The organism is Breoghania corrubedonensis (assembly GCF_003053845.1).
In the GTDB taxonomy this organism is placed as follows: domain Bacteria; phylum Pseudomonadota; class Alphaproteobacteria; order Rhizobiales; family Stappiaceae; genus Breoghania; species Breoghania corrubedonensis.
This window is the reverse complement of sequence record NZ_QAYG01000001.1, coordinates 621982-634257: the sequence shown is the minus strand read 5'-3', so window position 1 is coordinate 634257 and position 12276 is coordinate 621982. Positions and strand designations below refer to the sequence as shown.

The window sequence follows — 12276 nt, the reverse complement described above, 5'->3', positions numbered from 1 at the left end:
CTATCAGATCGGCAGCACCGACGTGTCCTTCACCTCTTCCATCACCGTATAGGTGTGGGTCTCGCGTACGCCCGGCAGGTTCAGCACCACGTCCGAAAGGAATGCACGATAAGCTGCCATGTCTGCGACACGGCTCTTGACCAGATAGTCGAAGCCGCCAGCCACCATATGGCATTCCAGCACTTCGGGCACCTTGTTGACGGCTTCGGCAAAGGCGGCGAACACGTCCGGGGTGGTTCGGTCGAGCTTCACTTCCACAAAGACGAGCAGGCCGAGGCCGATCCGTGTGGCATCCAGACGGGCGGTGAACCCGAGAATGTAGCCCTCCCGCGTGAGCCGCTTCACACGTTCCGAAGTTGCCGTAGGAGAAAGCCCGATACGCTCGGCAAGCTGCGTCGTTGTGATGCGGCCATCTGCCTGGAGTTGAGCAAGGATCTTTCGGTCCTGTTTGTCGAGATCCGCGAAAACCGCGATTAATTCGTCCATTTCCAGAAAATCTCCGGATTCGATGGTCACATTTGGAGGATATCACTAATGGCTTCCGGCTAATGTAGCGGAAGAGCAGTTTGGAGATCCCTAACGTGAACACTCTTTCGTCTCAGCCGGCCGCGCGCGCCGATATGTCACATTCCGCCCCCGCCCCGTTCCGCGCCGACTATGCTCCGGATGACGAGATGCTCGTCCAACGGCTGAAGGAGTTGACGCGGCTTGATCCCATGGCCGAGCAACGGATCAGCGCAACCGCGGAGCGCTACATCGACGCCATCCGTTCCACCCGCTCCGGTCTTGGCGGTGTAGAGGATTTCCTGCGCGACTACGGCCTGTCGACCAAGGAGGGGCTGGCGCTGATGGTGCTGGCCGAGGCACTCTTGCGGGTGCCCGATGCCGCGACCGCGGACAAGCTGATCGAGGACAAGCTCGCCGCCCGCCTCGGCAGCCAACGCCCCAAGTCCGATACCTGGCTCGTGTCCGCCTCATCCTGGGCTCTCGATATCTCCACGCGGCTGCTTCATCCGGGCGAGACGCCGGAGACGATTTTGAAGCAGCTCACCAAGCGGCTCGGCATGCCGGCGATGCGCACGGCGACACGCCAGGCCATGCGGTTGCTCGGGCATCAGTTCGTGCTGGGCGAAACCATTGAAAACGCCCTCGACCGGGCCCGCTCGATGGAGGCCAAGGGCTATCGTTATTCCTACGACATGCTGGGCGAGGGGGCACGCACCTCGGCCGATGCGGAACGCTACTTCCAGAGTTACGCCAACGCCATTGCTGCGATCGCGAAGCGGGCAGGGGACAGGCCTCTTCCCGACCGTCCCGGCATTTCCGTCAAGCTGTCGGCGCTTCATCCGCGTTACGAGGCGACGAACCGCGAGGCCGTTCTGGCCGCGCTGACGCCCAAGCTGATCGAATTGGCCCGTAGCGCCAAGGCGCACGATCTCAACCTCACGGTCGATGCGGAAGAGGCCGATCGGCTGGAGCTTTCGCTTGATGTCTTTGCCGCCACGATCGCCGATCCGTCGCTTGCCGACTGGGAGGGCTTCGGCCTCGCCATTCAGGCGTACCAGAAGCGGGCGCTGGCGGTGGTCGGCTACGTCCACGATCTGGCGAGCGCCTATGACCGTCGCCTGATGGTGCGCCTCGTCAAGGGCGCCTATTGGGATACGGAAATCAAGCGTGCGCAGGAACGCGGGCTGGAGGATTATCCGGTCTTCACGCGCAAGGCCGCCAGCGATCTCTCCTACATGGCCTGCGCCCAGCGAATGCTGGCCGGCCGCGACCGCATCTACTCCCAGTTCGCCTCCCACAACGGTTTGACCGTCGCCCAAATTTTGGAACTCGCCACGCCGGCGGATCGGTTCGAATTCCAGCGCCTGCACGGTATGGGTGAATCGCTCTTCAAGACCGTGGTGGAGGAAGACGGCCACCCGTGCCGCATCTACGCGCCCGTTGGCGGCCATCGCGATTTGCTGGCCTATCTCGTCCGACGGCTTTTGGAAAACGGCGCCAACTCGTCATTCGTTGCGGCCGTCGGAAATCCCTCCACACCGATGGAAAACCTGCTCAAGCGGCCGGCGGCCTTCCTCGAGACGGGGAGCGCCCGCAATCGCCATATCGTTCTGCCGCATGCGCTCTACGGCAATCGGAAGGATGCCGCCGGTGTCGAATTCGGCCATGCCAGGGAGCGCGAGGCGCTTTCCGCCGGTATTGCCGAACAGTCCTTCCCGATGGTTCAAGCGACCGCACTGATCGACGGCAAGGCCGGTACGGGCGAGCCGCGCCAGGTGCTCTCGCCGATGGATGGACGCACGGTCGCAGGCAGCGTTGCCGAGGCGACGCCTGAAGAAGCGATTTCTGCGATCGGAGCGGCTGGCGAAGGTTTCAAGACATGGTCGCGCATGCCAGTGGAAGGCCGCGCGGCGGCGCTTGAGCGCATGGCCGATCTTCTGGAGGAAAACCGCGACCGCCTGATGGCATTGCTCGCGGTCGAGGCCGGCAAGACCCAGGCGGACGGCATCGCGGAAATCCGCGAGGCGGTCGATTTCTGCCGCTATTACGCGGTCGAGGCGCGCAATCTCTTCGGGGCCGGCACGCTCATGCCTGGCCCCACCGGCGAAGAAAACCGCTACCGGTTCCGTGGCCGCGGCGTTTTCCTGTGCATCTCGCCGTGGAACTTCCCGCTTGCGATCTTTCTCGGGCAGGTGACGGCCGCCCTCGTTTCCGGCAATGCCGTGATCGCCAAGCCAGCACCGCAGACGCCGCTCGTCGCCTTCGAGGCGGTACGTCTTCTGCATCAGGCCGGCGTTCCGCAAGATGCGCTGCAACTGGTCCCCGGCGGACCGGCGATCGGTGCCGCGCTGGTCGAAGATCCCCGCATCGCCGGTGTCGCCTTTACCGGCTCTACCCGCACGGCGCAGATGATCAACCGCGCGCTTGCCGCCAAGGATGGGCCGATCGTGCCGTTGATCGCGGAAACGGGTGGCATTAATGCCATGGTCGTCGATGCCACGGCGCTGCCGGAACAGGTCACTGACGACGTGGTCATGTCGGCCTTCCGCTCCGCCGGACAGCGCTGTTCGGCCCTGCGGCTGCTCTTTCTGCAGGATGGCGTCGCCGACCGTATGCTGGAAATGATCGCCGGTGCTGCGGCGGAGTTGCGGCTGGACGATCCGCGCCTTGTATCCACCGATGTCGGGCCGGTCATCGATAAGGCCGCCCGGGACAATATCCAGACCCATATCGACCGCATGCGGTCCGAACAGACCATCCGCTATTCCGGCGAGGCGCCTTCCGGGTCGTTGGCGGGGGGAAGCTGGATACCGCCGCACATCATCGAACTGGACAAGCCGGAAGCGCTTGAGCGCGAGGTCTTTGGCCCTGTTCTCCATGTGGTGCGGTACAAGGCGGAAAAGCTTGGCGAGGTGATCGAGAAGATCGCGGCCACCGGATACGGCCTGACGCTTGGCGTTCACAGCCGCATCGACACGACGGTGAAGCAGGTGGTCGACCGGCTGTCCGTCGGCAATGTCTACGTGAACCGTAACACCATCGGCGCGGTCGTCGGCACCCAGCCCTTCGGGGGTTCCGGTCTTTCCGGCACGGGTCCCAAGGCGGGCGGGCCGAACTACCTGCCGCGTTTCGCGCTGGAACAGGTGATCTCGATCAACACCGCGGCCGCCGGCGGCAACGCCAGCCTTCTGGCGCAGGCGGAAGAGTAGATATCAGAAACGTCGAGCGGGGCCCGTCTCCGTATGCCGGAGACGGGCCGCTGTTCGTTGCGGTGTCGCGACACCGACTACTCGATTGCTCCGAAGATAATCCGCGCCTGACTGCCGCCGAACTTGATCAGCGCCGCCGTTGCTCCCGGTGCGCAAGGCTGGGGTCGGAAACCGTCCGGCGCGATTTCGGCAGCATCGTCACCCCATGCGATATCGAGAGGCGCGCTACGTTCGAAGCGGGCGAGCGCGAAGCCTTTCGCACCCTTGGTGACGATTGCCCAGTGGGTCTCGTCGCCGCCATAGGTGCGCGTCTTCAGGAAGTCGTTTATCGCCGCCGCATCGCGCGCGTCGTCCGGCACGCGCTTTTCATGCGGCGCCAGCACGCAGACGGTGTCGAGAGTCTGCCCGACAATATCGGCGACGCGTGTCGGCGTGTCAGGCAGCAGGGTTTCGAGGTCGGTCCGCTCTATCGGTGGTGCGGAGAGCACCATGTCCATGCCGACAAGAGCGACGACACCCAGACCGGACAGGACGACCGCCGCCAGGATCAGACGTTTCGGCCATTTCGAGTGCATGGGTCGTCTTCCTCCAATTTTCTCAGGTGCGCGGCTTCGCACGTCTGGTGGCTTGCGCTGCCGCCGGATCGTCCGGCCACGGGTGCTTGGGATAGCGCCCCTTCATGTCCGCCTTCACGTCCGCCCACGACCCGGCCCAGAAACCGGGCAGATCCCGTGTGAGCTGGATCGGGCGGTGCGCTGGCGAGAGCAGTTCCACCACCAGCGGAATACGTCCTCCCGCAACGGAGGGGTGCCGGTCCAGCCCGAAGAGTTCCTGCACGCGGATGGAAATTCGCGGGCCCGGATCCGCACCATAGTCGATCGGCACGCGCGACCCCGTCGGCGCCTCGAAATGGCTGGGCGCGAGCCTGTCGATTTCCGCCATCTTCTCCCAGGGCAGCAATCCGCCGAGCGCCTGTCCAAGGCGATCCGCACCGATATCGGCCAACGACCGCGCGCCTGCCATGTAGGGAGCGAGCCACGTATCGAGCGACGCCTGCAATGCCGTATCACTCAGGTCCGGCCACGGATCGCCGAGATTGGTGTGGAGATATCCGACACGTGCGCGCAGCCTTTTCTGCTCCTTTGACCACGCGAGCCGCTCCACCCCGCGCCCGCGCAAGACTTCCAGCAAGGCGCCGGTAATCAGATCAGGATCGGGATCCTCGATCCGGCTTTCGTTCAGGACGAGCTTGCCCAGACGCCGGACACGGCGTGCGCTGACCGCGTCGCTGCCGGACTGCAATCGCACCTCATCCTCCGTGACGATATGGGAGCCGAAATCCTCCTCAATGTCGCCGCGTGAAATCGGCGCGGCCAGAAGGATCCGCGCGCGCTGCGCGCTGCCCTGCACCTCGGCCACGGCCAGATATGGCTCGCGCGCCAGCGCATCCGCAGCTTCAAGCTGCGCGCCGCGCCCGTTGGCCAGCCGGAAACTGCCCGGAGCACCGCGCGCCTGCGCCAGCCGGTCGGGGAAGGCGCGGGCAAGCACACGGCCGGCGTCCTCGATCTCGCCATCACCTTGGTTTGCATCTCCGGGGCGCGCATCGATGCGCTTCAGCCATTGCGTGGCCAGTGCCCTGGCCTCCTTGGCCTTTGCGCCGCCTTCACGACGCAGCCGGCGCAACCGTTCGCGCAGATCGCACGATGTCCCGCCGAGGCCGCGTTCCGACACGATCACCGCAATTTCCGTGGCAAGCCTTCCGCGCCCCTCGCTCGCCGCGCGATGGACCATGTGCGCGAGGCGGGGATGGAGAGGCAGGCGCGCCAGCATTTCGCCTTCGTGCGTCACCCGACCTTCCCCATCGAGGGCGTCGAGGTCGGTGAGGAGTTGTTTGGCCTCGACCCAGGCGCCCGCGGGCGGTGGATCGAGGAAGGCGAGCGCATCCGGTTCCCGCGCTCCCCATTGCGCCAGATCGAGGACGAGCTGGGCAAGATCGGCTTCCAGAATTTCCGGCCGATCATGTTCGGCAAGCGCCGTCGTCTGCGCCCCGTCCCACAGCCGAAAGCAGATGCCGGGTTCCGTGCGTCCCGCCCGCCCGCGCCGCTGGTCGGCGGACGCGCGCGAGACCTTCACCGTTTCGAGCCGGGTAAGCCCGGTTGAAGGTTCGTAACGCGGCACGCGGGCAAGACCGGTATCGATGACGATCCGCACGCCCTCAATGGTCAGCGATGTCTGTGCTATGGAGGTCGCCAGCACGACCTTGCGCATGCCGTCGCGGGCTGGCTGGATCGCCGTGTCCTGCTCGCGACCGGTCAGGGCGCCGTAGAGCGGGGCGACCGTTACGTTCGCGGGCAGTCGCTCGCCAATCATCTCCGCAACCCGGCGGATCTCTCCCTGTCCGGGCAGGAAAACAAGGATCGAGCCCGTCTCCTCGGCAAGCGCCTTGCGCACCGCCTGAACGGTTTCCTGCTCCATGCGCCTGGACGTATCCCGGCCGAGATAGCGCGTCTCCACGGGAAACACCCGGCCCTTGCTCTCCACGACAGGCGCATGTCCGAGAAGTGCCGCCACCTTTGCCGCATCGAGCGTTGCCGACATGACGAGGATGCGCAGGTCCTCGCGCAAGGCACCCTGCACGTCGAGCGCCAGCGCCAGACCGAGGTCGCCGTCGAGGCTACGTTCGTGGAATTCGTCGAAAAGGACGGCCGCGACGCCGGGAAGGTCGGGCTCGTTGAGGATCATCCGCGAAAAGACGCCCTCGGTGATGACCTCGATGCGGGTTCGTGCGGAAACCTTCGTCTCCATCCGCATCCGGTAACCGATGGTCTCGCCGGCCTTCTCGCCAAGCGTTGCGGCCATGCGGCGGGCGGCGGCGCGCGCCGCCAGTCGGCGCGGCTCCAAAACGAGAATGCGGCCGTCGCCGCGCCACGTCGCGTCAAGCAGCGCCAGCGGAACGCGCGTCGTCTTGCCCGCGCCAGGGCTCGCGACGAGAACCGCGTTCGTGCCGCTTTCAAGCGCGTTCAGAAGGTCCGGCAGGACTTCTTCGACCGGTAGGGACGCGTCCATGCGCTGGCGGGCCGGATCAGGAGGCAGGTGTGGCGCGCCACATCCGCCCGATCAAGTCGATTGCGAAGCGCGAGGGCGTGCGGGCAAATCCGGCGAGCCCCTCAAGGGCCGGCTGCGGGTGTTTGATGATGAAGGCCGGGATCGTCTTCATGATCGCCTCATGCGGAGCCTTCGCCTCGAACGCGTCCCGGAAAGGCCCATCGGCAAGGAAACTCTCGATATGAGGAGGAATCCCGCCCGCCAGATAGACGCCGCCGCGTGCCAGCATCATCAGCGCCATGTCACCGGCAACCCGGCCAAGCGCGGCGGTAAAGAGTTCTAGCGTCCTTTTCGCGTCTGCGTCGTCCTCGCGCGCCGCCGCGACAACCTCCGCCGCCACCGAAAACCGCGGCTCCTTGCCATCGGCGCGGGCGACCGCCCTGGACAAGCGTACAAGCCCGTCGCCGCTGATGACCTGTTCCGCTCCGATACGCCCGCCGAGGCGCTCGATATGCGGCCAGATGCGGTATTCCTCTTCGCTCACCGGCCCCAGTTCCACATGTCCGCCCTCGCCGGGGATCGGCACCCAGCGGTCGGCCGCATGGATCAGCGCGCCCGCGCCAAGCCCCGTGCCGGGCCCGACGACGACCTTCGGCGCGTAAGGCAGCGGATCTCCTCTGGAGATCTGCGTGAGATCACCGCCCTCCAGCGTCAGCAACGATAGCGCCTGGGCTTCGAAATCATTGAGCAGAACCACCGTGTCGAGCCCCAGTTCGCGAATAAGCTCGTTCGGATCGACGGTCCATGGCGCGTTGGTGAGCTTCGTGCGCTCGCCCTGGATCGGCCCTGCCATCGCAATGACGGCGGTGCGTGGAATGAGGGAGGTCTGGGCGAGTACCCTGTCGGCGATCACCTTGGCCATGCCTTCGGGATGGTCGTGCGTGTGGGCGGTGACAACCTTCGACAGATTGGCATGCGCGTCGCTGACCATGGCGAAGCGGGCATTGGTGCCGCCGACATCGGCGACCAGAACGGGAAAGGAGAAGGAAGGGACGTCGCGCGAAGTGGAGATCATTGCGATGGCGTGCTTTCCATGTAAGCGGTGTCTGCAATCGTACTTATAACGGCTTCGGCCGTCGCCTGGTTCAGTGCCATCGGTATGTCATAGACGATGGCAAGCCGCGTCAATGCCTTGACATCGACATCATGCGGCATGGGGGTGAGCGGATCGGCGAAGAAGATCAAAGCCGACAGCCGGCCGTCGGCGATCATGGCGCCGATCTGCTGGTCGCCGCCGAGCGGCCCGCTCTTGACCGGCGTGATGTCGAGATCCGGGCAGGCTGCCTTCAGGCGCGCGCCGGTGGTGCCGGTGGCGATCAGGTGAAAGGGCGCAAGTTCCTTCTCGTGCAGTTTTACGAATGCGACGAGTCTGTCCTTCTTGGCATCATGGGCGACGAGTGCGAAAGCGGGGCGTTCTTGCATGGGGCACATTCCTTTTCCCATGCGGGTGTAGCCATTTGGTTTGACGATTGAAAGACCGTCTCAACGCCAGTTCCAGTCGCGATCGTTGATCCGGTCGTGCCAGATGCGCTCGCCGATGAGGCAGAACTCCTGGTCTTCCTTCGAAAAGGCGGTCTTTTGCACAATCTGCGGCTCGTGCATTCCGGCGATCTCCAGAACCAGCTTCATCCTAACCGCTCGGGCGAAGGCGTTGATGTCGCGCACCGGAATGGAAAAGGCCCCCGCGCCGCCAATGACGCACCGCTCATAATATTCGTCGAGGTTGTCGATATCGTACCAGCCTGCGGGACCGCGTTTGAGCACCAGCGGCAGACCGTTGATCACGATGCCGGCTGAAACAACGGCTTCGCGGACGTCGAGCACGGGCTCCCCCTGGTTGTTCGGACCATCTCCCGATATGTCGATGACACGCCGCAAGGCGTGCGCGTCCAGCTTCTCCAGCGCATTTCTCGCGTAGGTCAGCCCTCCCGAAATGGAAGTTCGGTAGGCGCGCTGCATCGGCGCTTCGGCAAGGGCTGCGGCGAACTCCTCCGCCGATTGTCGGTCCGATATCTTGTGCCAGTCGACAAGAGTGAACTGCGAATTGGTCCCGGCCCATTCCACATAGGCGACCGCGATCTTGCCCGTCAGCCCGCCGCTGATTGCCTTCAGAACCTCAGGCGCGGTGATCGCTGATATGTAGCCCATGCGTTGCAGGCGCTGTTCGTCCTGATCCATCGAATATGAAATGTCGACCGCGAGCACGAGCGCGAGATCGATCTCTTCACCGGGAACAATTTCCCGCGCCTGGAGACGAGCGCTGCCGTCGCAAAACAGGCAGATGAGGCCGAAAATGGGAACGAGGAATCTCGCAAGGCGCACGGGACCGCTCCAAATCGTCACGCGGTTGATGGTCGGCCCCCCAGACGACGCGCGGTCTTGCCTCCCGGCAGCCGCGAAGGTCCCGGCACCGACCGTTTTCCGCCGTTGCGGTCGCCGTTGACCGCAGACCCCCTAGCGGAAATAAAGTGTGACAGAGCGCGGCAACGGTGCATACCCCGCCTGCCTGCGCTTGGTGCCGGCAGTGTTCACGAATCCGAGAAGTGCTCACAAATGCGGCGGGTCGCATGGATTGCTCCACCGGGGAACGGCCTTCCGTCCCCGGTCCGGTCTTCAATGGAAGCGGTCATCAATTGAAGAGGTTGCAGGCGATCGGCTTGCGCGTTGCGGCGGGATAGATGCTGATCTCGTCGCGCGGTATGAGCCCGGCGATTTCCATTACAAGCTTGGTCTTGATCGCCATGCCGAACTCGGCGGTGGAATAGACCGGAACCATGAACGATCCGGGGCCACCGATGACGCAGTCCTCGTAGTAATGGTCAAGGTTGGGCATGTGGTACCATCCGTTGCCCGTGCCTTTCAGCATCAGCGGCAATCCGTTGATGGTGACCCCGTGCGCGATCACGTCGTCGCGCGCGGCTGTGACCTGGCCGCCCTGGTTGTTCGGACCGTCACCCGATATGTCGATGACCCTGCGCAGACCCGAAAAGCCGCTCTTGTTCATGTGTGCGACTGAAAACGATAGTGCTGCGGCTATGGAGGTCCGTTGAACCTGGCGAAGCGGGGATTCCGCGATTTTCGACGCGAAGCTCATGGCTGTTTCCGGACCGTCGATCACCTGCCAATCGGCAACGACGTACTGCTCGCCGATCCCGCCCCATTCGATATAGGTGACCGCGATACGGCCGGTCGGCCCTATGCGGATGGCTTCCATGACCTCCGAAGAGGTGATCGCCTCGACATATCCACGCCGCTGGACCTGCTGTTCCTCTTCGTCCATCGACTGGGAGATGTCGACGGCCAGAACGAGCTCGACGTCGACTTCCGATGCCGGGTCGTAACTGGCGAACTCGGTCGCGCCAACTGGGGTCGACAGGAAGGACATCATGACCACGGCAATCGTCGCGGCCGTAAGTCTTGCTTTTGTTTCATACAGACGCATCGACGGTTCCTCTTTCAATGAACGTGTCTCGGCGTCCTCCCGGTTTTTGTTCGCTGAACCCTTGTGTCGTGCGCGTACGATCTCCCGCCGCGCCGCTTTGATGGGGAAAGATGCCGGCCGGCCATTTGCGGCAGGACAACGCATCCCCGAGTGTTCTCCAGGTGGGGCCTGATAAAAGCCGACCGGACGTAACGCAATCCGTAGTTTCTCTGCGTAGTTACTTGCACGAAGGCCGGGCGGAAAGCAGAGGTTGAGATATATATTCTATTTGAACGAGTTAAAAATTAGTTAATAATAAGTAATGGTGCGAGTATGTGGACTTGCCGCATGGGCGTCTGTCCGTAAGGGCGGGCCCGCATGCTTTCCCGCATACTTGCCTGCTTACTTGAGTGTCTGCGGTCAAAAACGTTCAACAATTTGCGCGATCGACTTCGCAAGAACCGCGCCAGAATTGCTGCGCTGCAATGTGTGTTCCAGCAGGCGGCGCGGCAGGTTTGGTCTATCCGGCGCGGGACAAGCTCCGGTGGGCAGACCGACTTCCGGTTGCCGCCCTCTTCGCGGATCCGCCGGCATGACGATGTTTGCCGCCTCTTGTCGGTCCGCATGCCAATTCCAGGTCGGTTCGCTTTGCCGCACCGCTCGGCGGCGGTATCCTGCTCGTGCGCTGTGCATTTGCGCTGAAATGCGGCACAGTGTGGAAAATCGGAGGTTCGAGGCGGATTTCTGCGGGGGAGAGACTTGACCCGCGCCCGTCGTGTGTGGTGCGATGAAAGAAATCGCACGTAGTGAATAATTATTCAAAATTGCGGTTGCGGCGGTCCGGAATCTGCCGATCGTGGTGGTGGAAGCGTCGGACGAGGTGGCGCCGGCAAATGCGCCGCCTGCAACGATGCGGCTGGCCCCGGAATGGTTTCTGGTATGGCTTCTGGTAACGGCGGATGATCGCGTATGGGTGAACCTGACGACTGGACGACCTATCTGGCCATTCGCGCTGCCTGGCTCTCCTTTGTCGGAGGTTGCACGCAAGGCGAGATCGCTTCGCGGCTCGACATATCGCCCGCCAAGGTTCACCGGCTCATCGCCTACGCCCAGCGTGCCGGGCATATCCGCTTCCATATCGAGGGTCGTCCCCTCGAATGCCTGGAATATGAGGAAACGTTTGCGCGGGCCTTCGGTCTGAACCATTGCATCGTGGCGCCCGATCTCGGCACCGGAGTTCAGGACGAGGGAGCGGCGATCCGCTCTGTCGGTGCCGCCGCCGGAAATCTCCTTGCTCAGGTGCTGGCGAGTTCCGGAATCCGCCAGATCGGTGTCGGTATGGGCCGTACGCTGAAGGCGGCGGTTGCCGCCATGCCCCGAATTTCGCGCGAAGATCTCAGCATCGTCTCCATTTCCGGCAGTCTCACCAGCCGCCTTTCCGCCAACCCCTACGATGTGGTTCAGCTTCTGGCCGAACGTTCGGGCGGCGAGGGCTACTATCTGCCTGTTCCCTATCTGGCCACGACCGTGGCGGAAAAGGAAATGTTCCTGCAGCAGCCGAGCGTCCAGGAACTGCTCGCTCGCGCCCGCCGGTCCGACACATTCGTCGTCGGTATCGGGTCCATAAGCGACGATGGTCACCTGCGGCGCATGAACCTGATTTCCCGCGACGAGCAGCGCGCCTTGCAAAAGCTTGGCGCTGTCGGCGACCTGATGGGCCGCTTTATCGATATCGATGGTGCGGCGGTGCCGGCTGTTTTGAGCGAGCAGGCGGTCGGCCTCGGCTTCGAGGAGGTACGCGGTGCGCGCGTGCTGGCGCTGTCGGGGGGGGTCTCGAAAACCGCAGCGACGCTCTCCGCGCTCAGGACCGGGGTGATAACGGATCTCGTCATCGATGAAGCTCTGGCGAAAAGCCTGGCAAGTGAGATCGGTGCGAAAACCCCGCAACCGGCATGAGGTCGGTGCGGGGATGCCCGGGCGACAGGGTTTGGGCAGACAGGAAGTTCATGCAGGAACGGATGGTGCTTGCGCCGT

9 protein-coding genes are annotated in these 12276 nt (G+C 63.8%); 2 read left to right on the top strand and 7 right to left on the bottom strand.

Annotated elements, in window-relative coordinates; all coding sequences use genetic code 11:
* Window positions 1-3: 3 nt before the first annotated feature.
* On the bottom strand, window positions 4-486 hold the full coding sequence (locus C8N35_RS02770; RefSeq protein WP_107989037.1) for an Lrp/AsnC ligand binding domain-containing protein: 483 nt from the start codon (window positions 484-486) through the stop codon (window positions 4-6).
* Window positions 487-620: 134 nt separating this feature from the next.
* Between C8N35_RS02770 and putA the strand changes: the two genes are divergently transcribed.
* Window positions 621-3716 carry a bifunctional proline dehydrogenase/L-glutamate gamma-semialdehyde dehydrogenase PutA gene (gene putA, locus C8N35_RS02765; RefSeq protein ID WP_107989036.1) on the top strand — a complete coding sequence of 1032 codons (3096 nt, stop codon included), beginning with the start codon at window positions 621-623 and terminating at the stop codon, window positions 3714-3716.
* A 77-nt stretch (window positions 3717-3793) separates the two neighbouring features.
* Here the strand turns inward: putA and C8N35_RS02760 are convergent, their stop codons facing one another.
* From C8N35_RS02760 to C8N35_RS02735, 6 genes are all read right to left on the bottom strand, one after another.
* Window positions 3794-4291: a hypothetical protein gene (locus C8N35_RS02760; protein ID WP_107988076.1), complete on the bottom strand. Its 498-nt coding sequence runs from the start codon at window positions 4289-4291 to the stop codon at window positions 3794-3796.
* A 22-nt stretch (window positions 4292-4313) separates the two neighbouring features.
* On the bottom strand, window positions 4314-6782 hold the full coding sequence (gene hrpB, locus C8N35_RS02755) for an ATP-dependent helicase HrpB (RefSeq protein WP_107988075.1): 2469 nt from the start codon (window positions 6780-6782) through the stop codon (window positions 4314-4316).
* 16 nt (window positions 6783-6798) lie between these two features.
* Window positions 6799-7836, bottom strand: a complete 1038-nt coding sequence (gene glk / locus C8N35_RS02750) for a glucokinase (RefSeq protein ID WP_107988074.1) — start codon at window positions 7834-7836, stop codon at window positions 6799-6801.
* Complete coding sequence (locus C8N35_RS02745) at window positions 7833-8243, bottom strand: methylglyoxal synthase (RefSeq protein WP_107988073.1); 411 nt, start codon at window positions 8241-8243, stop codon at window positions 7833-7835. Before C8N35_RS02745 ends, glk begins: the two co-directional genes overlap by 4 nt.
* Window positions 8244-8303: 60 nt before the next feature.
* Window positions 8304-9143 (bottom strand): DUF1194 domain-containing protein, encoded by an 840-nt coding sequence (locus C8N35_RS02740; protein ID WP_210203370.1) that lies wholly within the window; start codon window positions 9141-9143, stop codon window positions 8304-8306.
* 307 nt (window positions 9144-9450) lie between these two features.
* The gene (locus C8N35_RS02735) at window positions 9451-10263 is read right to left on the bottom strand and encodes a DUF1194 domain-containing protein (RefSeq protein ID WP_107988072.1); all 813 of its coding nucleotides are present in this window, start codon (window positions 10261-10263) and stop codon (window positions 9451-9453) included.
* Between the two features lie 948 nt (window positions 10264-11211).
* Here C8N35_RS02735 and C8N35_RS02730 point away from each other — a divergent pair.
* On the top strand, window positions 11212-12198 hold the full coding sequence (locus tag C8N35_RS02730; protein ID WP_210203369.1) for a sugar-binding transcriptional regulator: 987 nt from the start codon (window positions 11212-11214) through the stop codon (window positions 12196-12198).
* Window positions 12199-12276 lie beyond the last annotated feature (78 nt).

Bases quoted from the DNA above. Each gene is read 5' to 3' on its own strand.
- C8N35_RS02770 (WP_107989037.1), bottom strand. From the start codon at position 486: ATGGACGAATTAATCGCGGTTTTCGCGGATCTCGACAAACAGGACCGA.
- putA (WP_107989036.1), top strand. From the start codon at position 621: ATGTCACATTCCGCCCCCGCCCCGTTCCGCGCCGACTATGCTCCGGAT.
- C8N35_RS02760 (WP_107988076.1), bottom strand. From the start codon at position 4,291: ATGCACTCGAAATGGCCGAAACGTCTGATCCTGGCGGCGGTCGTCCTG.
- hrpB (WP_107988075.1), bottom strand. From the start codon at position 6,782: ATGGACGCGTCCCTACCGGTCGAAGAAGTCCTGCCGGACCTTCTGAAC.
- glk (WP_107988074.1), bottom strand. From the start codon at position 7,836: ATGATCTCCACTTCGCGCGACGTCCCTTCCTTCTCCTTTCCCGTTCTG.
- C8N35_RS02745 (WP_107988073.1), bottom strand. From the start codon at position 8,243: ATGCAAGAACGCCCCGCTTTCGCACTCGTCGCCCATGATGCCAAGAAG.
- C8N35_RS02735 (WP_107988072.1), bottom strand. From the start codon at position 10,263: ATGCGTCTGTATGAAACAAAAGCAAGACTTACGGCCGCGACGATTGCC.
- C8N35_RS02730 (WP_210203369.1), top strand. From the start codon at position 11,212: ATGGGTGAACCTGACGACTGGACGACCTATCTGGCCATTCGCGCTGCC.